The organism is Serratia sp. TSO36, from assembly GCF_057808395.1.
Window position 1 is genome coordinate 14,617 of the sequence record NZ_JBJZOU010000003.1, and the last position, 22,364, is coordinate 36,980.

Here is a 22,364-nt window from a genome sequence, read left to right on the forward strand (position 1 = left end):
CGGCTCAGGCTCCCCGCCTAAGGGAGCCTGAGGGTGGTTGTTCAGGTCACACGGGTACCTACTGCGGTTGTGGGTACCCAACAGGTTTAACTCCGACAGGAGCCAATCCGTGAAAGACTTATTGAAGTTTCTGAAAGCGCAAACTAAGACCGAAGAGTTTGATGCGATCAAGATTGCTCTGGCCTCGCCAGACATGATCCGTTCGTGGTCGTTCGGTGAAGTTAAGAAGCCGGAAACCATTAACTACCGTACGTTCAAACCAGAGCGTGACGGCCTTTTCTGCGCCCGTATCTTCGGGCCGGTAAAAGATTACGAGTGCCTGTGCGGTAAGTACAAGCGCTTGAAACACCGCGGCGTGATCTGTGAGAAGTGCGGCGTTGAAGTGACCCAGACCAAAGTGCGTCGTGAGCGCATGGGCCACATCGAGCTGGCTTCGCCGACCGCGCACATCTGGTTCCTGAAATCGCTGCCATCCCGCATCGGTTTGCTGCTGGATATGCCGCTGCGTGACATCGAACGCGTACTGTACTTCGAATCCTATGTGGTGGTCGAAGGCGGTATGACCAACCTCGAACGTCGTCAGATCCTGACCGAAGAGCAGTATCTGGACGCGTTGGAAGAGTTCGGTGACGAATTCGACGCCAAGATGGGTGCGGAAGCTATTCAGGCCCTGTTGAAAAACATGGATCTGGAAGCCGAGTGCGAGCAGCTGCGTGAAGAGCTGAACGAAACCAACTCCGAAACCAAGCGCAAGAAGCTGACCAAGCGTATCAAGCTGCTGGAAGCGTTCGTGCAGTCCGGTAACAAACCGGAGTGGATGATCCTGACCGTGCTGCCGGTACTGCCGCCGGATCTGCGTCCTCTGGTTCCGCTGGATGGCGGTCGTTTCGCGACCTCGGATCTGAACGATCTGTATCGCCGTGTGATCAACCGTAACAACCGTCTGAAACGCCTGCTGGATCTGGCTGCGCCGGACATCATCGTGCGCAACGAAAAGCGTATGCTGCAAGAAGCGGTAGACGCCCTGCTGGATAACGGCCGTCGCGGTCGTGCCATCACCGGTTCCAACAAGCGTCCTCTGAAATCTTTGGCCGACATGATCAAAGGTAAGCAGGGTCGTTTCCGTCAGAACCTGCTCGGTAAACGCGTTGACTACTCCGGCCGTTCCGTAATCACCGTAGGTCCATACCTGCGTCTGCATCAGTGCGGTCTGCCTAAAAAGATGGCGCTGGAGCTGTTCAAACCGTTCATCTACGGCAAGTTGGAGCTGCGTGGCCTGGCCACCACCATCAAAGCCGCCAAGAAAATGGTTGAGCGTGAAGAAGCCGTCGTTTGGGATATCCTGGACGAAGTGATCCGCGAACACCCGGTACTGCTGAACCGTGCACCAACCCTGCACCGTTTGGGTATCCAGGCGTTTGAACCGGTTCTGATCGAAGGTAAAGCGATCCAGCTGCACCCGCTGGTTTGTGCGGCCTATAACGCCGACTTCGATGGTGACCAGATGGCTGTTCACGTACCGCTGACGCTGGAAGCCCAGCTGGAAGCGCGTGCGCTGATGATGTCCACCAACAACATCCTGTCCCCAGCGAACGGCGAGCCAATCATCGTTCCTTCTCAGGACGTTGTACTGGGTCTGTACTACATGACCCGCGACTGTGTTAACGCCAAGGGCGAAGGCATGGTGCTGAATGGTTCCAAAGAAGCTGAGCGCGTTTACCGCGCCGGCCTGGCGTCTCTGCATGCGCGCGTTAAAGTGCGTATCACCGAAGACGTCAAAAACGCCGAAGGCGAATGGACTTCTCAGACCAGCATCATCGACACCACCATCGGCCGCGCCATCCTGTGGATGATCGTACCGAAAGGTCTGCCGTACGCGATCGTTAACCAGCCTTTGGGCAAGAAAGCGATCTCCAAGATGCTGAACACCTGTTACCGCATCCTGGGCCTGAAGCCGACCGTTATCTTTGCTGACCAGATCATGTACACCGGTTTTGCTTACGCAGCCCGTTCCGGCGCTTCCGTAGGTATCGACGACATGGTTATCCCGGCCAAGAAAGCGGAGATCATCGAAGAAGCGGAAACCGAAGTTGCCGAGATCCAGGAGCAGTTCCAGTCTGGTCTGGTTACCGCCGGCGAACGCTACAACAAAGTGATCGATATCTGGGCTGCAGCGAACGAACGCGTTGCGAAAGCGATGATGGAAAACCTGTCGGTAGAAGACGTGGTTAACCGTGACGGCGAAGTGGAACAGCAAGTTTCCTTCAACAGCATCTTTATGATGGCCGACTCCGGTGCGCGTGGTTCCGCCGCTCAGATTCGTCAGCTGGCCGGTATGCGTGGTCTGATGGCGAAGCCGGACGGCTCCATCATCGAAACGCCAATCACCGCGAACTTCCGTGAAGGTCTGAACGTACTCCAGTACTTCATCTCCACCCACGGTGCTCGTAAAGGTCTGGCGGATACCGCACTGAAAACCGCGAACTCCGGTTATCTGACCCGTCGTCTGGTTGACGTGGCGCAGGATCTGGTTGTGACCGAAGACGACTGTGGCACCCACGACGGCATCCTGATGACTCCGGTTATCGAAGGTGGCGACGTGAAAGAGCCGCTGCGTGAACGCGTTCTGGGCCGTGTGACGGCAGAAGACGTCCTCAAGCCGGGTACGGCGGACATTCTGGTGCCACGCAACACCCTGCTGAACGAGAAGGCGTGTGACCTGTTGGAAGAGAACTCTGTCGACAGCGTTAAAGTCCGTTCCGTGGTGAGCTGTGAAACCGACTTTGGTGTGTGCGCAAACTGCTACGGTCGCGACCTGGCACGTGGCCACATCATCAACAAAGGTGAAGCCATCGGCGTTATCGCGGCACAGTCCATCGGTGAGCCGGGTACACAGCTGACGATGCGTACGTTCCACATCGGTGGTGCGGCATCTCGTGCGGCTGCTGAATCCAGCATCCAGGTGAAAAACAAGGGTAGCATCAAGCTGAGCAACGCGAAGTTCGTTATGAACGCTGCGGGCAAGCTGGTGATCACCTCGCGTAACACCGAACTGAAACTGATCGACGAATTCGGCCGTACCAAAGAAAGCTACAAGGTGCCTTACGGTGCCGTGATGGGCAAAGGCGACGGTGAAGAAGTTAACGGCGGCGAAACCGTTGCTAACTGGGATCCGCACACCATGCCGGTCATCAGTGAAGTCAGCGGCTTCATTCGCTTCGCGGACATGGTTGACGGCCAGACCATTACTCGCCAGACCGACGAACTGACCGGTTTGTCTTCTCTGGTAGTTCTGGACAGCGCAGAGCGTACCGGTAGCGGTAAAGACCTGCGTCCGGCACTGAAAATCGTTGACGCTCAGGGCGAAGACGTATTGATCCCAGGCACCGATATGCCTGCTCAATACTTCCTGCCGGGCAAAGCGATCGTTCAGCTGGAAGACGGCATTCAGATCGGTGCGGGTGATACCCTGGCGCGTATTCCTCAGGAATCCGGCGGTACCAAGGATATTACCGGTGGTCTGCCGCGCGTTGCCGACCTGTTCGAAGCACGTCGTCCGAAAGAGCCGGCAATCCTGGCTGAAATCAGCGGGATTATCTCGTTCGGTAAAGAGACCAAAGGCAAACGTCGCCTGGTGATCTCTCCGCTGGACGGCAGCGACGCTTACGAAGAGATGATTCCGAAATGGCGTCAGCTCAACGTGTTCGAAGGCGAAGTGGTGGAACGTGGTGACGTCGTTTCCGACGGCCCAGAGTCTCCGCACGACATTCTGCGTCTGCGTGGTGTGCATGCGGTTACCCGCTACATCACCAACGAAGTGCAGGAAGTTTACCGTCTGCAAGGCGTTAAGATTAACGATAAGCACATCGAAGTTATCGTTCGTCAGATGCTGCGTAAAGGCACCATCGTTAGCGCTGGTGGCTCCGAGTTCCTGGAAGGCGAGCAGGCTGAAGTGTCTCGCGTCAAGATTGCCAACCGTCAGCTGGAAGCTGAAGGTAAGATCCCGGCAACCTTCTCGCGCGATCTGCTGGGTATCACCAAGGCTTCCTTGGCGACCGAGTCCTTCATCTCCGCTGCATCGTTCCAGGAAACGACGCGCGTTCTGACCGAAGCTGCCGTAGCCGGCAAGCGTGATGAACTGCGTGGCCTGAAAGAGAACGTCATCGTGGGCCGTCTGATTCCAGCCGGTACCGGTTACGCTTATCATCAGGATCGCATGCGTCGCCGTGCTCAGGGCGAAGCGCCGGTTGTTCCGCAAGTCAGCGCGGAAGAAGCGACGGCTAACCTGGCCGAGCTGCTCAACGCAGGCCTGGGCGGCAGCGACGACGAGTAATCGTCATCCGCGCCGCGGGCCCGGCATGCCGGGCCCATTGCCAGATAAACCGCTCCCTCGGGGGCGGTTTTTTTTCGCCTCATGCCGGGGTAGAGCAAACTTTGCTACTATGGTTACAGCAGAAATTGACCGGCGCTTTTTACCTGACAACCAAGGACAGTGCGAACATGGACAGCCTCATTACCTTCGAAAAATTGACGGCGCAACACCTGCCTTACCTGTATGAGATCCGCTTTTCCGTTGAGGAAAACCTGCTGCATTCGCATCAGATCCAGTATCTGCAGCGCAAACAGGCGCTGGAGGACATCAACCAGGGCGGCGGCTGGATCTGCAAGCATGGCGACGACTATGCCGGCGTTGGCTTCGGGCTATTCATCCCTGAACCGCTGATCGGCGGTCTGTTCGTGAAGCCGGAATACCAGTCGAAGGGGATCGGCTCCGCCTTGCTGGCCCGGGTCACTCACTGGATGTTTGAGCACGGCGCCGAAGCGATCCACTTAACCACCGATCCCGGCTCCAAAGCCGAAGGCTTTTATCAACATCACGGCTGGGCCGTGGTCGGGCAGGATGAATTCGGCCAGGTCGAACTGGTGAAACGCAAAGAGGGTGACTGATGAAAATCAACGGATTGATGACGTTACTGCTGCTTTCGCTGTTCAGCGCGCCGCTGTATGCGGCCGTTGACTATTTTTACCTGAAGCCGCTCGACGGCGAGAAGATCAAGATAACCCGGCAGATGCTGGAGGCGATGCCGTCGCACACGATTAAAACCTCGACCAATTTCACCCCGGAAGATACGTTCACCGGCGTTGAGCTTGCGGAGCTGGTGAAAGCCTATCATCTGAAAGGCCAGTCGGTACGCGCTTTCGCCTGGGATGATTACTCCTATTCGATGCCGATTGACGAGATGACTAAATACCGCGTGATCGTCGCCTATCAGCGCGGCGGCAAGCCGATCGACGTGGGGGAACTGGGGCCGTTCGCCATTATTTATCCGCGCGATAGCTACGCCGAGCTGAATAACCTGGATGTGAACGCGAAAACCGTCTGGCAAGTTAAACGGTTGGAGCTGAAATAAGATGAGCAAAAAACTGATCGGTACTCTTATCGCGTTGGTTGCCATCTTCTCCTTATTGATTTTGTTGATTGCCATTAACTTCGGCGGCGTAAAAGAACGCTATAAGCAGATCGAGCCCAATCTGGACAACTACTCGGTGGCCGAGATCCTCTTTCTGGCGTTTGAAAGAACCAAAACCGCGCTGCTGCTCAGTGAAAACAACGACTACGACGCCTTCCAGATCAAAAAGAAAATCTTCTACTCGAAGATTCAGATCCTGGAGAGCCGTTCGACCTTCAGCGACTCTTTTTATTACGACGACGAGTTCATCAAGAATGTTGCGCTGCTGAAGCAGCAGTACCGCACGTTGGACGATCTCTCCGCCGGCTTGCTGGTGGGGCAGAAAAACAAGGCGGACATTCTCTCTTATATGGATGATATAGAGGGCACGCTGGTCGATATTCAGGAAATTATTTATCGGATACAGATTAAAAACTTTACCGAAGTGAAAGGCATCATCCAGGAGAATTCGAGTAAAGCCGAGATGTTCGCCCTCTTTTCGCTGATTTTGGTGTTTCTGATGATGTTCCTAGTGCTGAGAAATGCCTTCTCGTTAAAAGAGATCATCAAGAACAAGAACATCTTTATCTCTTCCATCTACCACGAGATCGCCGGCTCGACTCAGGCCATCGTCATTGCCGCGGATATCATGGAGCACGAGCTGGCGCAGGAAGAGTTGAAAAAAGAAGCCCGCCTGATCTCCTATCACGGCAATAAGATCGCCGAACAAACGCGCGAGGTGATGGATTATTCGCGGCTTGAGATGGGGGAAGTCAAAATCAATATTTCCACCTTCCGGCTGAATGAGGTGGTGGACGATGCCGTAACCGGCATCGGCGCCGGGCGCGGCAATCGCCTCGTGATTCACCGTTCGTCTTATGCCGGCCTGATTGGTTCTGATAAATACAAGCTCTACCGAATATTGGCCAACCTGCTCAGCAATGCGGACAAATTTACCCACCGCGGCGCGATAACCCTTAACGTGAAGGTATGTCACGGCAATCTGTATTTGCGAGTAAAAGACACCGGCATCGGGTTTAACGTCAAAAATCTGGATCGGTTGTATAAGGCGTTCAATCAGGGGGTGGAAAGAGAAACGCGGCAGGGGTTGGGGCTGGGGCTGACCATTATCAAAAATTACGTCACGACGATGAAAGGTACCATTAAAGCCAAATCCGTCGAAGGAGTGGGCTCATCGTTTTTGATCCGCATCCCGGTCAAACTAATTAAAGAATAGGTTCGACAGCAGCAGCGAGGAGATAATCAGCGGCTTGGTCGGTTTTTCCACCAGATGTACGTCATAATGCAGGATCATATCGCCGATGTTTTTCTCGTAGTGATTCAGCTGGCCGGTCAGAATGATGATGCGGGCGTGCGGATCGAGGGCGTCTTTAATTTTCTTCACGACGCGTTCGGAGGTCTCGCCGAAATCCAACAGCCAGTCCAGAATAAACGCCTCGAAGGACTGCTGCTCCAGCGCGGCCAGCATGGCGTCCGCCGTCTGAAAGGTCTCAGTCTCGATGCCGTAGCGGCTGGCTATCTTCTTCAACAGTTCGAGAATATCCCCATCATTATCCAGGATCGCGATACGCGGGGCCGGCAGAAAGTCTATCTTGTTGACTTTGTACAGCGGAGCCTCGGCGGCATGTTCCCGATTGGTGTTGATGATGAAAAGATCGTCTTTTTTGCAGGCGTAGGTTTCGTCGTTGTCCGCTTGCGTGACCGGGCGCTCGTCAACCTCAATATTGCAGCGCTTATGAATGCTGTTCATGATAAAGACGGCGTTATGCGTCCTTTGGCCGGCAAACGGCTCGTTGAAGTACTGAAATACCTTTTTGACTTCATCGAGGGTGATGCCTCTTTTGCCATCCAGCTTCTGTTTGGCGCTGTTGTACTGAAGGTTCAGTATGTTGGCCATCGTGGAGGCATGCTTTCTGTCGCCAACTCCTTTCAGAGTGAGCAACGCGCTGATTGCATCGATGTAATTTGGCGTTTTCTTCATGACAACCTTGGCTTTTTTTGATGTTGACCGCGAGCGCTGAAAAACCTGCGCGAGGACCCGTGCTGGATTATAGATGATGACTGGGGGTTGCAGCGATATCAGTTTGATTTTGCTTGTCAAACTCAAAGTACACTCGATGCTAAATAAAAAAACACTCAAAAGACATTCACATTTAATCGTTTGTATGGTTAATTAGCGCACATACTGTGTGATTCGCGTCCTGGGGGGGTGCCAGTCTCACAAAATAAACCGCCTGCTCTTGTCCGTAAGCAGGGAGCAGGCGGCAAAAAGATCCGCGGCCAACACCAGGGCCAATGGCAGCACCGGGGATGACCACTCGAATCTCTCTTCGTCGCTGTACCTTCTTATCCTCGTTCCCACTTTTCTGCCGCCACAGCGCTCTATGAGTACCACTCCTGAGTGAGTGCCGCACATCGTTATGCCATCTTTCTGACTGCCCATTAGCCGACAAGGCAATCTACCCGTACGCCCTTACCGGCCGCGATACGCCATATGCGCGTTGCCGCGAACGAGGGCCCGGCGTCGCGCAAGAGAAGCTCCGGCGCGATCCGGGATGGGATAAGGCGGGGCCATCGAGAGGGTGACGGCCCCGGCCGACGCCGGGTTTGGCGGTCGGCAAGGTCACTATAGCCGGGGAGGTTACCGGCGCCAGCGCCGGCGTTCGGCATTGCGCGGCCGCTCCAGCGTTTTCTTCATGCGGCGGTAAACGTTGCCGCTTATTGCGTGCTGCGTCCCAGATAACCGTCCCAGTCTTTCCACACCGGCTGCAGCCCGGCGTTGCTGATGGCCTCGGCGACCTGCTGTGGCGTGCGGCCGTCGTGCGGCTCGAACTGTTCCAACTCCGGCGGCACGTCGTCGGCATAGCCGCCGGGCTGCGTCTTGGATCCGGCGCTGACGCTGTTGATCGCCACCGGGATCATGTGATCGCGGAAGTACGGCGACTCACGCGTAGACAGCGACAGCTCAACGTCCGGTGCGAACAGCCGGAAGGCGCAGATCAGCTGCACCAACTGAGGCTCGCTCATGATCGACGCTGGCTCAATGCCGCCGGCGCAGGGGCGCAGACGCGGGAACGAGATCGAGTAGCGGCTCTGCCAGTAGGTTTGCTGCAGGTAGAACAGATGTTCCGCCAGCAGGTAGCAGTCGGTGCGCCAGCTGTTGGACAGGCCGATCAACGCACCGAGGCCGATCTTGTCGATCCCGGCGCGCCCCAGGCGATCCGGCGTGGCCAGGCGCCAATGAAAATCCTGCTTCTGCCCGCGCAGATGGTGCTGCAGATAGGTGGCCGGATGGTAGGTTTCCTGATACACCAGCACGCCGTCCAGGCCCAGCGCTTTCAGTTCGGCGTACTCGTCCTGCGCCAGCGGCTGCACTTCCATCATCAGTGAGCTGAAGTGGCGGCGGATAGCCGGAATGTGCTGACGGAAATAGTCCATGCCAACCTTGCTCTGATGTTCGCCGGTGACCAGCAACAGGTGCTCGAACCCCAGCGCCTTGATGGCTTCGCACTCGCGTGCGATCTCCGCCGCGTCCAGCGTTTTGCGCTTGATGCGGTTGCTCATCGAAAAGCCGCAATAGGTGCAGTCGTTGGCGCACAGGTTAGAAAGGTACAGCGGCACATAGAAGCTGACGATGTTGCCGAAGCGCTGACGGGTCAGCTGCTGCGCGCGCTGCGCCAGCGGTTCCAGATACGGCGCGGCGGCGGGGGAGATCAGCGCCATAAAGTCGTCGTGCGTCAGCTTGTCGGCGTTCAACGCGCGTTCCACGTCGCGTGCGGTTTTGCCGTTGATGCGCAGCGTAATGTCGTCCCAATCCAGCTGTTGCCAGCGGCTACTGAAATCGTCGCCCATCACTGCGCCTCCTCTGGTTGGCTGAGGAAGGCGGTCAGCGGGCTGGAGGCGGCCGCATCGCGCTGGCTGGCACCCAATCCGGCGCTGCGCGCCAGCTCGCCGGCCTCCAGCGCCAGGCGAAACGCCCGTGCCATTTGCACCGGGTCGCGCGCCACGGCGATGGCGGTATTCACCAGCACCGCGTCGGCACCCAGCTCCATCGCTTCCAGCGCGTGGCTCGGCGCGCCGATGCCGGCGTCGACCACCACCGGCACCTTGGCCTGCTCGATGATGATCTCGAGGAAGTCACGGGTGCGCAGACCGCGGTTGGAGCCGATAGGGGCGCCGAGCGGCATCACCGCCGCGCAACCCACCTCTTCCAGCCGTTTGCACAGCACCGGATCGGCGCCGCAGTAGGGCAGCACCACAAAACCGTCTTTCACCAGCGTTTCCGCCGCCTTCAACGTTTCTATCGGATCCGGCAGCAGGTATTTCACATCGGGATGGATCTCCAGCTTCACCCAGTGGGTGCCGAGCGCTTCGCGCGCCAGCCGGGCGGCGAACACCGCTTCGGCGGCGGTTTTGGCGCCGGAGGTGTTGGGCAATAGCCTTACGCCCAGCTGCTGCAGCGGTGCCAAAATGGCGTCGTTGCCGCCGCGCAGATCGACGCGTTTCATGGCCATGGTCACCAGCTGTGAGCCGGAGGCCGCCAGCGCCTCCAGCATCAACGCCGGGGTGGCGAACTTGCCGGTGCCGGTGAACAGGCGCGAGGTAAAAGTGGTATCGGCGATTTTCAGCATGTCAGCCTCCGGCGATCGCTTGAAACAGCAAAATGTCGTCACCGTCCTGCACCTGATGGTCGGCCCAGTCGGCGCGCGGGATGATGGTTTGGTTGATCGCCAGCGCAGTGCCCGGCTGGTGGCGTTCCAGCTGGGTCAGCAGGGCGGCGACGCTGAGCGGCTGCGCCAGCTCCAGCGGTTGGTCGTTCAGACGGATCTTCATGCCGCGCCTCCGCATACCGGGCAGGCGCGGGCCTGGCTCAGTTGCAGCGTGCTCCAGCTCTGCTGCTTGCCGTCGAACAGCCGCAGCTTGCCGTTGAGGGAGGAAGGCATACCGGCCAGCATCTTGATGGCTTCCAGCGCTTGCAGAGTGCCGATCACGCCCACCACCGGGCCGAGCACCCCGGCGGTGCGGCAGTTGCGCTGCGGCTCTTCCTGCTCCGGGTACAGGCAGGCGTAGCAGCCGTGCGCATAGGGCGGCTCGAGCACCAGCAGCTGGCCGCTGAAACCGACCGCGCTGCCGCTGATCAGCGGCTTGGCGGCGGCGATGCAGGCGGCATTGACCTCATGACGGGTCGCCATATTGTCGCAGCAGTCCAGCACCAGATCGGCGCGGGCGACCGCGTCGCGCAGCGCTTGCCCCTGCAGCCGCTGCGCCAGCGGGATGGATTCCACCAACGGGTTCAGCGCCTGCAGGTGGCGTTGCGCCAGCGCCGCCTTGCCGGTGGCGGTATCGGCGCTGCGGTAGAGGATTTGCCGCTGCAGGTTGGTGACATGCAGCTGGTCGTCGTCGGCCAGCAGCAGCGTGCCGACGCCGGCGGCGGCCAGATACAGCGAAGCCGGGGAACCGAGCCCGCCCAAACCGACGATCAGCACCGTGGCGCGCTTGAGCCTCTCCTGGCCTTCCGGGCCGACGTCCTCCAGCAGCAGCTGGCGGCTGTAGCGCAGGAATTCCTGATCGTTAAGCATCGTTCGGATCCTCGCCTTCGATCAGCCGCAATAGCTCGGCCGTCGCCGCGCGCCAGTCCGGCGCCTGGATGATGGCGCTGACCACCGCCACGCTACCGACGCCGCACGCCAGCACTGCCGGTACGCGATCGATGCTGATCCCGCCGATCGCCACCGTCGGGTAATCCGCCAGGCCGGCGATGTGGCGTTTCAACTCCGCCAGCCCCTGCGGCGCCGAAGGCATGTCTTTGGTTTGGGTGGGGAAGATGTGCCCCAGCGCGATGTAGGAAGGTTTCGCCGCCAGCGCGCGCGCCAGCTCCGCGTCGTCATGGGTGGACACGCCCAGCCGCAGCCCGGCGCGGTGAATGGCCGCCAGATCGGTAGTATCGAGATCCTCCTGGCCCAGATGCACGCCGTAAGCGCCGTGCTTGATCGCCAGCCGCCAGTAGTCGTTGATGAACAGCCGCGCCTGATAACGCTGGCCCAGCGCGATGGCGGCGGCGATATCCGCTTCGACCTGCTCGTCAGGCAGGTCCTTGATGCGCAGCTGGATGGTGGTGACGCCGGCCTCCAGCAGGCGAGCGATCCATTCCACGCTGTCGACGACCGGGTAAAGCCCCAGCTTGTGGGGCGTAGCCGGGAAGCGGGTGGTGATATCAGTCATTGTTTGTCTCCTCTTGCAGGGTGCCGGCGCTGTGATACAGCTCGCTGCCGCGGGCGCGGAACTCGGCGGACATTTTCTCCATGCCGGTCAGCTGCACTTCGATCGGCTTGGCGGCCTCCTGGGCGGCGGCGTAGTCGCGCACCTCCTGCGAAATTTTCATCGAGCAGAATTTCGGCCCGCACATCGAGCAGAAGTGGGCGACCTTGCCGGACTCCTGCGGCAGGGTTTCGTCGTGATAGGCGCGGGCGGTGGCCGGATCGAGCGCCAGATTGAACTGATCTTCCCAGCGGAATTCGAAACGCGCCTTGGACATGGCGTTATCGCGGATCTGCGCACCCGGATGGCCTTTGGCCAGATCGGCGGCGTGAGCGGCGATCTTGTAGGTGATCAGGCCCTGCTTGACGTCCTCTTTGTTCGGCAGGCCGAGGTGTTCTTTCGGCGTGACGTAACACAACATGGCGCAGCCGAACCAGCCGATCATTGCCGCGCCGATGCCGGAGGTGAAATGGTCATAGCCCGGGGCGATATCGGTGGTCAGCGGGCCGAGGGTGTAGAACGGCGCTTCGTGGCAGTGTTCCAGCTCTTCGGTCATGTTGCGGCGGATCATCTGCATCGGCACGTGGCCCGGGCCTTCGATCATCACCTGCACGTCGTATTCCCAAGCGATTTTGGTCAGCTCGCCCAGCGTATGTAGCTCGGCGAACTGGGCTTCGTCGTTGGCGTCCTGAATCGAGCCGGGGCGCAGGCCGTCGCCGAGCGACAGCGAAACGTCGTAGGCGGCGCAGATCTCACAGATTTCACGGAAATGCTGATAGAGGAAGTTTTCCTGATGGTGCGACAGACACCATTTGGCCATGATCGAGCCGCCGCGCGACACGATGCCGGTCAGGCGTTTGGCGGTCATTGGCACGTAGCGCAGCAGCACGCCGGCGTGGATGGTGAAGTAGTCGACCCCTTGCTCCGCCTGTTCCAGCAGCGTATCGCGGAACATCTCCCAGGTGAGGTTTTCCGCCACGCCGTTGACCTTCTCCAGCGCCTGGTAGATCGGCACGGTGCCGATGGGCACCGGGCTGTTGCGCAGGATCCACTCGCGGGTTTCGTGAATATAGCGGCCGGTAGAGAGATCCATCACGGTGTCCGCGCCCCAGCGGGTGGACCACACCAGCTTCTCCACCTCTTCTTCGATCGACGACGTGACCGCCGAGTTGCCGATATTGGCGTTCACCTTCACCAGGAAATTGCGGCCGATGATCATCGGCTCCGCCTCCGGGTGATTGATGTTGGCGGGAATGATGGCGCGGCCGGCGGCCACTTCCTGGCGCACGAACTCCGGCGTGATGTTGTCCGGCAGATTGGCGCCCCAGCTTTGACCCGGGTGCTGGTGGCGCAGCACCTCGCCGCGAATGCGCTCGCGCCCCATGTTTTCACGGATGGCGATGAACTCCATCTCCGGGGTGACGATACCGGCGCGGGCATAGTGCAGCTGGGTCACGCACTTGCCCGGCAGCGCCTTGCGCGGCAGCGGCAGATGTTCGAAGCGCAGGTGATCAAGCCCCTCGTCCGCCAGCCGCTGTTGGGTGAAGCCGGAACTGGCGCCGCTGAGGGTGGCGCTATCGCCGCGCGCGTCGATCCAGCCGGCGCGCAGTTTGGCCAGGCCGGCGTGCACGTCGAGCTTGGCCTGCGGATCGCCGTAGGGGCCGGCGGTATCATACACCGGGATCGCCTCGTTGGGTTCATACTGCGGGTTGTCTTTGCTGCCGCCGAGCAGGGTCGGGCTGAGCTGAATTTCGCGCATCGGCACCTGGATATCGCTGCGCGAGCCTTGCAGATAGATACGGCGTGAGTTCGGGAAAGCCATGCCTTGCAGGGTGTCGATAAACTGCTGGGCGGCTTCGCGTTGCGCTTTACGGGCGCGCGGTGGATTAACGTTAGACATAGCAAGTTCCTACCAGTGTGTTGGGTTGGGAAAGTTGCTTGTCTGGAGCTCGGAGGGAGTAATGATGGTGGCCGATAAGGCAGGGCGCCCGCAAGGGGAAGGCCGTGCCTGTGGCGATAGATTACTCTTGTTCCCTTCGCGGGTATTAACCCGATCAGGTTCCGCGGATCCCGAATTAACGGTCTCAGCCTGGCTGATTCGATGAACAAATCAGGCGCTAGGCACTCCGACAAGATGCCCCCCAGTATAGGAGGGATAAGAAAAAAAACTATAAAATTTTAACGCGCCGGATCCAGCGCCTGGTCCGGCTGCGGTTGCTGCGCGGCTTCCGCCTCCAGCAGGATCAGCTTATCTTCCAGAGCAAAGCGCGCCGCCAGCGTTTCGCCGATATCCGACAAGGCCTGGTGGAATTCCAGACAAACCTCCTGATCGATATCCACTTCGGTATAGCGATCGTGGAACGCCATGATCTGTTCGGTATTGGCCCACAGCTTGGGGTAGATGTTCACCGCCAGCGACATTTTCGGACTGGCTGCGCCTTCCACTTGTTTGATAATTCTGTCATAGATATGAAAATGCCCTGCGGAGAGGTAATCCACCAGGTTGTGGCAAAAGTTCTCCAGCGCTTTTTCATTCAGCGGCGTATGCTTTTCTTTATTCGGTTTGAGGCCTACCAGCGTGCAGTAGGCGACCAGCAACTGCTTGCGGGCCTGAAGCCATTGATCAACTAATTCATTACTACCGCCAACGCGCTGAGTCAGCCTTTCCAAACGGTTGAGCATGTTTGACTCCGTGTAAGTAATAAAAGTAACCGGTAAGTTATTAAAATGTAACAAAGCCGATTCGTAGAGTGCCAGTGAAGCTGAGGTTGTGCAACAACGATATGGAACTTGCATTAACGGGCAATGAAAACGGCTGGTGGATCGTCAGCCATGAAAGCAAACTTTGGTTACCGAACGGTGAATTGCCGTCGGGGACGGCCGCCACCCTCGGGCTGCAGGGCCGTATGGCGCGCACCATCGGTGAGTGGGCGGGTGCGCAGGTTTGGCTGGTGCGCCAGGCGATGCCGCGGGAGATGGGCTCGGTGCGTCAGCTGTTGGATCTGGATCGCGGTCTGTTTCAGCTTGCCGGGCGCGGCGTGCAGCTGGCGGATTTCTACCGTTCACATCGCTATTGCGGCTACTGCGGCCATGAGATGCACCTCAGCCGCAGCGAGAGCGCCTGCCTGTGTGGCCACTGCAAAGAGCGCTACTATCCGCAGATTGCACCCTGCGTGATCGTCGCCATTCGGCGCGAGGATCAGATCCTGCTGGCGCAACACGTGCGCCATCGCGGCGGTATCCACACGGTGCTGGCCGGCTTCGTCGAAGTGGGCGAAACGCTGGAGCAGGCGGTAGCGCGCGAAGTGATGGAAGAGAGCAATATCGAAATCAAGAACCTGCGCTACGTCACTTCACAACCCTGGCCGTTCCCGCACTCGCTGATGATGGCCTTTATGGCCGATTACCATCAGGGGGAAATTCGTCACGATCCCAAGGAGCTGCTCAACGCTGGCTGGTATCGCTACGACCAACTGCCGCTGTTGCCGCCGCCCGGCACCGTGGCGCGCCGGTTGATTGAGGACACCGTGGCGCTGTGCCGGGCAGAATAATGTACAATGGCCGGCAGATTATTAAGGGAGCCCCATAAATGACTGAGTTGAAGAACGATCGCTACCTGCGCGCGCTGTTGCGCCAGCCGGTGGATGTGACCCCCGTATGGATGATGCGCCAGGCCGGTCGTTATTTACCGGAGTACAAGGCGACCCGCGCCCAGGCCGGTGATTTCATGTCGCTGTGCAAGAACGCGGAGCTGGCCTGCGAGGTCACGCTGCAGCCGCTGCGCCGCTATGCGCTGGACGCCGCCATCCTGTTCTCCGACATTCTCACCATTCCCGACGCCATGGGGCTCGGCCTGTACTTTGAAGCCGGCGAAGGCCCGCGTTTCAGCTCCCCTGTTACCTGCCGCGCCGACGTCGACAAGCTGCCGGTGTTCGATCCGGAAGTGGAGCTGGGCTATGTGATGAACGCGGTGCGCACCATTCGCCGCGAGCTGAAGGGCGAAGTGCCGCTGATCGGCTTCTCCGGCAGCCCGTGGACGCTGGCGACTTATATGGTCGAAGGCGGCAGCAGCAAAGCCTTCACCAAGCTGAAGAAGATGATGTATGCCGAACCGGCCACGCTGCATCTGTTGCTGGACAAGCTGGCGGACAGCGTGATCCTGTACCTCAATGCCCAGATCAAAGCCGGCGCGCAGTCGGTGATGGTGTTCGACACCTGGGGCGGCGTGCTGACCGGGCGCGACTACCGCGAGTTCTCTTTGCACTACATGCACAAGATCGTCGACGGGCTGCTGCGTGAAAACGACGGCCGCCGCGTGCCGGTGACGCTGTTCACCAAAGGCGGCGGGCAGTGGCTGGAGGCGATGGCCGCCACCGGCTGCGATGCGCTGGGGCTGGATTGGACCACCGACATCGCCGACGCGCGTCGGCGCGTCGGCGACAAAGTGGCGCTGCAGGGCAATATGGATCCGTCGATGCTGTATGCCTCTCCGGCGCGCATCGCGGAAGAAGTGGAGACCATTCTGGCTGGTTTCGGCCACGGCAACGGCCATGTGTTCAACTTGGGCCACGGCATCCATCAGGATGTGCCGCCGGAGCACGCCGGCGCCTTCGTCGAGGCGGTGCACGCGCACTCGGCGAAATACCACCGTTAAGGATTCGATGTGACCGATATGGCGGCCCTGCGCGCCGAACAGCTGCGGCGCGCGGCTGAAGTCATTCGCTACGACGATCTGCCGGCCGAACCGCCGGCCTTCATCGCCGGCGCCGACGTGGGCTTCGAGCAAGAAGGGGCGGTGACGCGCGCCGCCATCGCCATCCTGCGCTATCCGTCGCTGGAACTGGTGGAGTATCAGGTGGCGCGCATCGCCACCGTCATGCCCTACATCCCGGGCTTCCTGTCGTTTCGCGAATACCCGGCGCTGTTGGCCGCCTGGGGGCAGCTGCAGCAGAAACCGGGGCTGATCTTCGTCGATGGGCATGGCATTTCGCATCCGCGGCGTCTCGGCGTCGCCAGCCATTTCGGCCTGCTGGTCGATGTACCGACCATCGGCGTGGCCAAGAAGCGCCTGTGCGGCAAATTCGCGCCGCTGGACGCCGCCGTCGGCGCGCTGGCGCCGCTGGAAGATAAGGGTGAACCGCTGGGCTGGGTGTGGCGCAGCAAGGCGCGTTGCAACCCGCTGTTCATCTCTACCGGGCATCGCGTGGGCGCCGACAGTGCGCTGGCGTGGGTGCAACGCTGCATGGCGGGCTACCGTTTACCGGAGCCGACCCGTTGGGCCGACGCCATCGCATCGCGCCGTCCGGCGTTTCAGCGTTGGTTGCAGCAGCATCCGGAGGTGTCGCCATGAGCGATTTCGGGTACACTGCGCCGCAGATAACGCGTAAGAGAGTAAAGCATGCTACGTAACCCGATTCATTTACGTCTGGAACGGCTCGAGGCCTGGCAACATTTGACCTTTATGGCCAGTTTGTGCGAGCGTATGTACCCGAATTACCAGATGTTCTGCAAACAGACCGAGTTCGGCGATCCGGCGGTTTATCGCCGCATTCTGGATTTGGTGTGGGAAACGCTGGTGGTGAAGGACGCCAAGGTCAACTTCGACAGCCAGCTCGAGAAGTTGGAAGAGGCGATTCCGTCGGCGGAAGATTACGATCTTTACGGCGTTTACCCGGCAATTGATGCCTGTATCGCATTAGGGGAACTGATCCATTCGCGGCTCGGCGGGGAGACGCTGGAGCACGCCATTGCCATCAGCGAAACATCGATTCGCACCGTGGCGATGTTGGAAATGACCCAAGCCGGTAAGGAAATGACCGACGAAGAGTTGGAAAGTTTGCCTGCGGTAGAGGAAGAATGGGACATTCAATGGGAAATTTTCCGCCTGTTGGACGCCTGTGAAGAGCGCGATATAGACCTGATCAAGGGGCTGCGATCCGACCTGCGAGAGGCCGGTGTCAGCAACATCGGGATAAATTTAGCGCAATAAGGCAACAAAACGTGATTTAACGCCTGATTTGTCATGCCTTAAGGCTTCACATCCGCACCCTGTCTGGTCTACATTTGGGGGGCGTAAAAAAAGTGGCTATCGGTGCGTGTATGCAGGAGAGTGCTGTCAATCGGCATATCCGTCGCACTCGATGCTTTGCAAACGATAAACACACTGTAAGGATAACTTATGAACAAGACTCAACTGATTGATGTAATCGCGGACAAGGCTGACCTTTCCAAAGCACAAGCTAAACTGGCTCTGGAATCCACCCTGGCTGCTATTACTGAGTCTCTGAAAGAAGGTGATGCAGTACAATTGGTTGGCTTCGGTACTTTCAAAGTAAACCATCGTAGCGAGCGCACTGGCCGCAACCCACAGACTGGCAAAGAAATCAAAATCGCAGCAGCCAACGTGCCTGCGTTCGTTTCTGGCAAAGCACTGAAAGACGCTGTTAAATAAGACCGCGCCTCGGTGAAAAGAATAAACAGGGGGGCGATGGCGCCCCTTTTGTTTGCTCGTCGGGCGCTCATGGCCGTTGGCATCGCCGTCGGCCTGAGTGCCTGCAGTTTCCATTCCGATATCCCCAGCTTTACCGCCAGCGGCTTCGTGGCCGATCAGGGTGTGATACGTCTGTGGCGTAAAGACGATGAGCAACATCGTCCGCAGGTGTTGGTCAGCGTCTACAGCCCTTACCGTGGTCCGGGTACCATCACCACGCTGTACACCTATCAGGGCGACGTGCTGCGCCAAATCAAACGCAACGATGCCGACGGCGATCGAGATTCCATTCAGCTGCGCTTTGCCGACGACGGCACGGTGAGCTTTATGCAGCGCCAGTTGGCGACACGCCGCGAACCGTTGACCAGCGATGAAATCGCTCTGTACCAATATCAGGCGCGGCGGATCCTTGAAGTGAGCAATGCGCTGCGCGCCGGCAAGGTGAAATTGCTGCAGGGGCGCTGGATGCAGGGCGAGGTGCAAACCTGCGACGGCCAACGCATGAAACCGGGGCTGGATGCCGCCTCCATCGTTTGGATCGAGAAACGCGCCCGCAGCAGTAGCCGGCCGGTGAGCGTCGCCTGGCTGGAAGCGCCCGAAGGCAGCGAACTGCTGCTGGTGGCGAACGACGACTTCTGCAGCTGGGAACCGAAAGAAGACCAGCTGTAAAAAAGGCCCCGCGCTGCGGAGCCTCCCATCATGACCTTAGACGGCCAAATCACTTGCCGCGCGCAATCGCGCGATAACCGATGTCTTTGCGGCAGAAGCTGCCCGGCCACTGAATGCCTTCCGCCAGCTGGTAGGCGCGTTGCTGCGCCTGCGCCACGGTGTCGCCCAGCGCCGTTACGCACAGCACGCGGCCGCCGCTGGTGACGACGTCATCGCCCTGCAGGCGTGTACCGGCGTGGAAGACCTTGCCGTCGGCGCTTTCCTGCTGCGGCAACCCCTGGATCACTTCGCCGTTGCGATAGTCGCCCGGATAACCGCCGGCCGCCAGCACCACGCCGAGCGCAGGGCGTTCGTCCCAGTCAGAGCTTTTCTCGTTCAGGCGGCCTTCGGCACCCGCCAGGCACAGCTCCACCAGATCGGAGCGCAGGCGCAGCATGATGGGCTGGGTTTCGGGATCGCCAAAACGACAGTTGAATTCGATCACCTTCGGCTGGCCATCGGCGGCGATCATCAGGCCGGCGTACAGGAAGCCGACGTAGGTGTTGCCTTCCGCCGCCATGCCGCGCACCGTCGGCCAGATCACCTGATCCATGGCGCGCCGGTGGATTTCGTCGGTCACGACCGGCGCCGGGGAGTAAGCTCCCATGCCGCCGGTGTTCGGGCCGGTGTCGCCGTCGCCGACGCGCTTGTGGTCCTGGCTGGTGGCCATTGGCACCACGTTCTCGCCGTCGACCATCACGATGAAGCTGGCTTCTTCGCCGTCGAGGAACTCTTCCACCACGATGCGATGACCGGCGTCGCCGAAGGCATTGCCGGCCAGCATGTCTCGCACCGCCTCTTCCGCTTCCTGCAGCGTCATCGCGACGATCACGCCTTTACCGGCCGCCAGGCCATCGGCCTTGATGACGATCGGTGCACCTTTGCGGCGCACATAGGCCAGCGCCGGCTCCACCTCGGTAAAGTTTTCATATTCGGCGGTCGGGATGCGGTGGCGCGCCAGGAAATCCTTGGTGAAGGCTTTGGAGCCTTCGAGCTGCGCGGCGGCCTGCGACGGGCCGAAGATTTTCAAACCGGCGGCCTGGAAGGCATCGACCACGCCGATCACCAGCGGCGCTTCCGGCCCGACGATGGTCAGACCGATGTCATGGCTCTGGGCGAAAGCGACCAGGGCAGGGATGTCGGTGGCGGCGATCGCCACGTTTTCCAGATTGGCTTCCAGCGCGGTACCGGCATTGCCCGGCGCAACGTAGACTTTGTCCGCCAGCGGAGACTGGGCGGCTTTCCAGGCCAGCGCGTGCTCGCGCCCGCCGTTGCCGATAATCAAAATGTTCATCAGAGGCTCCACGAATGGCGTGCGCCGGAGCGCACGCGGCAAAAGGAATTAATGGCGGAAGTGACGCATGTCGGTAAAGATCATGGCGATGCCGTGTTCGTTGGCGGCGGCGATCACTTCGTCGTCGCGGATAGAGCCGCCCGGCTGGATCACGCAGGTAATGCCGACCGCCGCCGCGGCATCGATGCCGTCGCGGAACGGGAAGAAGGCGTCGGAGGCCATGGCGGACCCTTTCACTTCCAGCCCTTCATCACCCGCTTTGATGCCGGCGATCTTGGCGGAGTAAACGCGGCTCATCTGGCCGGCGCCTATGCCGATGGTCATGTTGTCACGTGCATAAACGATGGCGTTGGATTTCACGAACTTGGCCACTTTCCAGCAGAACAGCGCGTCGCGCAGTTCCTGTTCGGTCGGCTGACGCTCGGATACCACACGCAGATCGGCGGCGGTTACCATGCCCAGATCGCGATCCTGCACCAGCAGGCCGCCGTTGACGCGCTTGAAGTCCAGCCCCGCCACGCGTTGCTGCCACTGGCCGCAGGCCAGCACGCGCACGTTCTGCTTGGCGGCCAGCAGGGAGCGCGCTTCCTGGGTGACGTTTGGCGCGATGATCACTTCCACGAACTGGCGGCTGATGATCGCCTGCGCGGTGGCGGCATCCAGCTCGCGGTTAAAGGCGATGATGCCGCCAAAGGCGGAGGTCGGGTCGGTTTGGTAAGCGCGCTCGTAGGCGGCCAGGATGTCGTCGCCGATCGCCACGCCGCAAGGGTTGGCGTGTTTGACGATCACGCAGGCCGGCTCGGCGAACTCTTTCACGCATTCCAGCGCGGCGTCGGTATCGGCGATGTTGTTATAAGACAGCGCCTTGCCCTGCAGCTGCTCGGCGGTCGCGACGGACGCTTCCTTTACCTCTTCTTCTATATAGAAGGCGGCCTGCTGGTGGCTGTTCTCACCGTAGCGCATATCCTGCTTCTTGATGTAGTTGAGGTTCAGGGTGCGCGGGAAGCGGCCGGACGGCTGCTCGGTCTCGCCGTGGTACGCCGGCACCAGCGCGCCGAAGTAGTTGGCGATCATGCTGTCGTAGGCGGCGGTGTGTTCGAAGGCCTTGATGGCGAGATCGAAGCGGGTGGCGTAGCGCAGCGAACCGTCGTTGTTGTCCATCTCGGTAATAATGGCGGCGTAGTCGCTGCTCTTCACCACGATGGCGACGTCTTTATGGTTCTTGGCGGCGGAGCGCACCATGGTCGGGCCGCCGATATCGATATTCTCGACCGCGTCTTCCAGCGAGCAATCCGGGCGCGCCACGGTTTGGGCGAACGGGTACAGATTGACGACCACCATGTCGATAGGCTGGATGTCATGCTGAGTCATGACGGCGTCGTCCTGCCCGCGGCGGCCGAGAATACCGCCGTGAACTTTTGGGTGCAGGGTCTTTACTCGTCCGTCCATCATCTCCGGGAAGCCGGTGTAGTCGGAAACTTCGGTAACGGGCAGACCGGCGTCTGCCAGCAGGCGAGCGGTGCCGCCGGTGGAGAGCAGTTCAACGCCGCGCTGGGAAAGCGCTTCGGCGAATTCAACGATACCGGCTTTGTCAGACACGCTGAGCAGGGCCCGGCGGATTGGACGAGGTTGTTGCATGGTTTTATCCCTTGGCTTTGAGTCGCAATTAAAGAGCGTTACGTGAATGTCCACCTCGTTCTCTCTATAAGGAAGGGTTTTTTGCCTTATAAAGGGAGGGGCAGGCGCATATTCAGGTAGCGCCCCCATAAAAAGGGGATCGTTTCGTCGCGGGGAATTGTAGCGAAAACGTTTGCGTGGCGCTCGTAAATTTTCCATGCAAATCGCATCTGTGGATAACACTGTGTGCAAGTGGGTATAAGGCGGGGTTTTGCTGTGGAATGCAGCGAACGATCGTTTTTGCGGAAAATACCTGTTGCGGCCTGCGAGGAACTCCCTATAATGCGCCTCCATCGACACGGAACATGTGAACAACTTCACAGAGTATCCGGGGGTCGCAGAGAAAAAATCCTGAAAATTAGGGTTGACTCTGAAAGAGGAAAGCGTAATATACGCCACCTCGAGTTAGCAAGCGAAAGCGCCTAACTCACTGCTCTTTAACAATTTATCAGACAATCTGTGTGGG

20 protein-coding genes and 1 riboswitch are annotated in these 22,364 nt (G+C 59.4%); of the genes, 10 read left to right on the forward strand and 10 right to left on the reverse strand.

Features of this window, described 5'->3' with window-relative positions; all coding sequences use genetic code 11:
• Window positions 1-109: 109 nt before the first annotated feature.
• From rpoC to ACK3CV_RS01730, 4 genes are all read left to right on the forward strand, one after another.
• On the forward strand, window positions 110-4,333 hold the full coding sequence (rpoC, locus tag ACK3CV_RS01715; protein ID WP_021505232.1) for a DNA-directed RNA polymerase subunit beta': 4,224 nt from the start codon (window positions 110-112) through the stop codon (window positions 4,331-4,333).
• A 167-nt stretch (window positions 4,334-4,500) separates the two neighbouring features.
• Window positions 4,501-4,947 carry a GNAT family N-acetyltransferase gene (locus ACK3CV_RS01720; protein WP_033638643.1) on the forward strand — a complete coding sequence of 149 codons (447 nt, stop codon included), beginning with the start codon at window positions 4,501-4,503 and terminating at the stop codon, window positions 4,945-4,947.
• Window positions 4,947-5,411, forward strand: coding sequence for a putative pterin-binding protein (locus ACK3CV_RS01725; RefSeq protein WP_033655328.1), 465 nt, complete (start codon window positions 4,947-4,949; stop codon window positions 5,409-5,411). Before ACK3CV_RS01720 ends, ACK3CV_RS01725 begins: the two co-directional genes overlap by 1 nt.
• 1 nt (window position 5,412) lies before the next feature.
• Complete coding sequence (locus ACK3CV_RS01730; protein ID WP_033636723.1) at window positions 5,413-6,687, forward strand: sensor histidine kinase; 1,275 nt, start codon at window positions 5,413-5,415, stop codon at window positions 6,685-6,687.
• Here ACK3CV_RS01730 and ACK3CV_RS01735 read toward each other — a convergent pair.
• The 8 genes from ACK3CV_RS01735 to ACK3CV_RS01770 form a co-directional block, all read right to left on the reverse strand.
• Window positions 6,673-7,452, reverse strand: coding sequence for a helix-turn-helix domain-containing protein (locus tag ACK3CV_RS01735; protein WP_033636724.1), 780 nt, complete (start codon window positions 7,450-7,452; stop codon window positions 6,673-6,675). The genes ACK3CV_RS01730 and ACK3CV_RS01735 overlap by 15 nt on opposite strands.
• Window positions 7,453-8,189: 737 nt before the next feature.
• Entirely contained in the window at window positions 8,190-9,323 is a 1,134-nt protein-coding gene (gene thiH / locus ACK3CV_RS01740) for a 2-iminoacetate synthase ThiH (RefSeq protein ID WP_164040514.1), read from the reverse strand.
• Window positions 9,323-10,102 carry a thiazole synthase gene (locus tag ACK3CV_RS01745; protein WP_033636729.1) on the reverse strand — a complete coding sequence of 260 codons (780 nt, stop codon included), beginning with the start codon at window positions 10,100-10,102 and terminating at the stop codon, window positions 9,323-9,325. The genes thiH and ACK3CV_RS01745 overlap by 1 nt, the downstream gene beginning before the upstream one ends.
• Before the next feature lies 1 nt (window position 10,103).
• A complete protein-coding gene (gene thiS, locus ACK3CV_RS01750) occupies window positions 10,104-10,304 on the reverse strand; it encodes a sulfur carrier protein ThiS (protein WP_016929423.1) in 201 nt (66 codons plus the stop codon).
• Window positions 10,301-11,050: a HesA/MoeB/ThiF family protein gene (locus ACK3CV_RS01755; RefSeq protein ID WP_033636730.1), complete on the reverse strand. Its 750-nt coding sequence runs from the start codon at window positions 11,048-11,050 to the stop codon at window positions 10,301-10,303. The genes thiS and ACK3CV_RS01755 overlap by 4 nt, the downstream gene beginning before the upstream one ends.
• Window positions 11,043-11,693: a thiamine phosphate synthase gene (gene thiE, locus ACK3CV_RS01760; RefSeq protein ID WP_164040501.1), complete on the reverse strand. Its 651-nt coding sequence runs from the start codon at window positions 11,691-11,693 to the stop codon at window positions 11,043-11,045. The genes ACK3CV_RS01755 and thiE overlap by 8 nt, the downstream gene beginning before the upstream one ends.
• On the reverse strand, window positions 11,686-13,629 hold the full coding sequence (gene thiC / locus ACK3CV_RS01765) for a phosphomethylpyrimidine synthase ThiC (protein ID WP_164040499.1): 1,944 nt from the start codon (window positions 13,627-13,629) through the stop codon (window positions 11,686-11,688). Before thiC ends, thiE begins: the two co-directional genes overlap by 8 nt.
• Before the next feature lie 114 nt (window positions 13,630-13,743).
• A riboswitch (TPP riboswitch) is annotated at window positions 13,744-13,868 on the reverse strand.
• Window positions 13,869-13,907: 39 nt separating this feature from the next.
• Window positions 13,908-14,411, reverse strand: coding sequence for an Rsd/AlgQ family anti-sigma factor (locus ACK3CV_RS01770; RefSeq protein ID WP_060388489.1), 504 nt, complete (start codon window positions 14,409-14,411; stop codon window positions 13,908-13,910).
• A gap of 101 nt (window positions 14,412-14,512) precedes the next feature.
• Here ACK3CV_RS01770 and nudC point away from each other — a divergent pair, with 101 nt between their 5' ends.
• The 6 genes from nudC to ACK3CV_RS01800 all read left to right on the forward strand — a co-directional run bounded on the left by nudC (window position 14,513) and on the right by ACK3CV_RS01800 (window position 18,888).
• On the forward strand, window positions 14,513-15,280 hold the full coding sequence (gene nudC / locus ACK3CV_RS01775) for an NAD(+) diphosphatase (protein WP_049195593.1): 768 nt from the start codon (window positions 14,513-14,515) through the stop codon (window positions 15,278-15,280).
• Window positions 15,281-15,318: 38 nt separating this feature from the next.
• Window positions 15,319-16,383, forward strand: a complete 1,065-nt coding sequence (gene hemE / locus ACK3CV_RS01780; RefSeq protein ID WP_033636735.1) for a uroporphyrinogen decarboxylase — start codon at window positions 15,319-15,321, stop codon at window positions 16,381-16,383.
• A 9-nt stretch (window positions 16,384-16,392) separates the two neighbouring features.
• Window positions 16,393-17,079, forward strand: coding sequence for a deoxyribonuclease V (gene nfi / locus ACK3CV_RS01785; RefSeq protein ID WP_033655325.1), 687 nt, complete (start codon window positions 16,393-16,395; stop codon window positions 17,077-17,079).
• 48 nt (window positions 17,080-17,127) lie between these two features.
• Window positions 17,128-17,718, forward strand: a complete 591-nt coding sequence (locus ACK3CV_RS01790) for a YjaG family protein (RefSeq protein ID WP_025160203.1) — start codon at window positions 17,128-17,130, stop codon at window positions 17,716-17,718.
• 189 nt (window positions 17,719-17,907) lie between these two features.
• A complete protein-coding gene (gene hupA, locus ACK3CV_RS01795; RefSeq protein ID WP_004929874.1) occupies window positions 17,908-18,180 on the forward strand; it encodes a nucleoid-associated protein HU-alpha in 273 nt (90 codons plus the stop codon).
• A 36-nt stretch (window positions 18,181-18,216) separates the two neighbouring features.
• Window positions 18,217-18,888 (forward strand): DUF1481 domain-containing protein, encoded by a 672-nt coding sequence (locus ACK3CV_RS01800; protein ID WP_079656126.1) that lies wholly within the window; start codon window positions 18,217-18,219, stop codon window positions 18,886-18,888.
• A gap of 49 nt (window positions 18,889-18,937) precedes the next feature.
• Here the strand turns inward: ACK3CV_RS01800 and purD are convergent, their stop codons facing one another.
• Together purD and purH are read right to left on the reverse strand one after the other, a co-directional pair.
• A complete protein-coding gene (gene purD, locus ACK3CV_RS01805; protein WP_033636738.1) occupies window positions 18,938-20,221 on the reverse strand; it encodes a phosphoribosylamine--glycine ligase in 1,284 nt (427 codons plus the stop codon).
• Window positions 20,222-20,269: 48 nt separating this feature from the next.
• Entirely contained in the window at window positions 20,270-21,859 is a 1,590-nt protein-coding gene (gene purH, locus ACK3CV_RS01810) for a bifunctional phosphoribosylaminoimidazolecarboxamide formyltransferase/IMP cyclohydrolase (protein ID WP_049234649.1), read from the reverse strand.
• Window positions 21,860-22,364 lie beyond the last annotated feature (505 nt).

Bases quoted from the DNA above. Each gene is read 5' to 3' on its own strand.
- ACK3CV_RS01720 (WP_033638643.1), top strand. From the start codon at position 4,501: ATGGACAGCCTCATTACCTTCGAAAAATTGACGGCGCAACACCTGCCT.
- ACK3CV_RS01725 (WP_033655328.1), top strand. From the start codon at position 4,947: ATGAAAATCAACGGATTGATGACGTTACTGCTGCTTTCGCTGTTCAGC.
- ACK3CV_RS01730 (WP_033636723.1), top strand. From the start codon at position 5,413: ATGAGCAAAAAACTGATCGGTACTCTTATCGCGTTGGTTGCCATCTTC.
- ACK3CV_RS01735 (WP_033636724.1), bottom strand. From the start codon at position 7,452: ATGAAGAAAACGCCAAATTACATCGATGCAATCAGCGCGTTGCTCACT.
- thiH (WP_164040514.1), bottom strand. From the start codon at position 9,323: ATGGGCGACGATTTCAGTAGCCGCTGGCAACAGCTGGATTGGGACGAC.
- ACK3CV_RS01745 (WP_033636729.1), bottom strand. From the start codon at position 10,102: ATGCTGAAAATCGCCGATACCACTTTTACCTCGCGCCTGTTCACCGGC.
- thiS (WP_016929423.1), bottom strand. From the start codon at position 10,304: ATGAAGATCCGTCTGAACGACCAACCGCTGGAGCTGGCGCAGCCGCTC.
- ACK3CV_RS01755 (WP_033636730.1), bottom strand. From the start codon at position 11,050: ATGCTTAACGATCAGGAATTCCTGCGCTACAGCCGCCAGCTGCTGCTG.
- thiE (WP_164040501.1), bottom strand. From the start codon at position 11,693: ATGACTGATATCACCACCCGCTTCCCGGCTACGCCCCACAAGCTGGGG.
- thiC (WP_164040499.1), bottom strand. From the start codon at position 13,629: ATGTCTAACGTTAATCCACCGCGCGCCCGTAAAGCGCAACGCGAAGCC.
- ACK3CV_RS01770 (WP_060388489.1), bottom strand. From the start codon at position 14,411: ATGCTCAACCGTTTGGAAAGGCTGACTCAGCGCGTTGGCGGTAGTAAT.
- nudC (WP_049195593.1), top strand. From the start codon at position 14,513: ATGGAACTTGCATTAACGGGCAATGAAAACGGCTGGTGGATCGTCAGC.
- hemE (WP_033636735.1), top strand. From the start codon at position 15,319: ATGACTGAGTTGAAGAACGATCGCTACCTGCGCGCGCTGTTGCGCCAG.
- ACK3CV_RS01790 (WP_025160203.1), top strand. From the start codon at position 17,128: ATGCTACGTAACCCGATTCATTTACGTCTGGAACGGCTCGAGGCCTGG.
- hupA (WP_004929874.1), top strand. From the start codon at position 17,908: ATGAACAAGACTCAACTGATTGATGTAATCGCGGACAAGGCTGACCTT.
- ACK3CV_RS01800 (WP_079656126.1), top strand. From the start codon at position 18,217: ATGGCGCCCCTTTTGTTTGCTCGTCGGGCGCTCATGGCCGTTGGCATC.
- purD (WP_033636738.1), bottom strand. From the start codon at position 20,221: ATGAACATTTTGATTATCGGCAACGGCGGGCGCGAGCACGCGCTGGCC.
- purH (WP_049234649.1), bottom strand. From the start codon at position 21,859: ATGCAACAACCTCGTCCAATCCGCCGGGCCCTGCTCAGCGTGTCTGAC.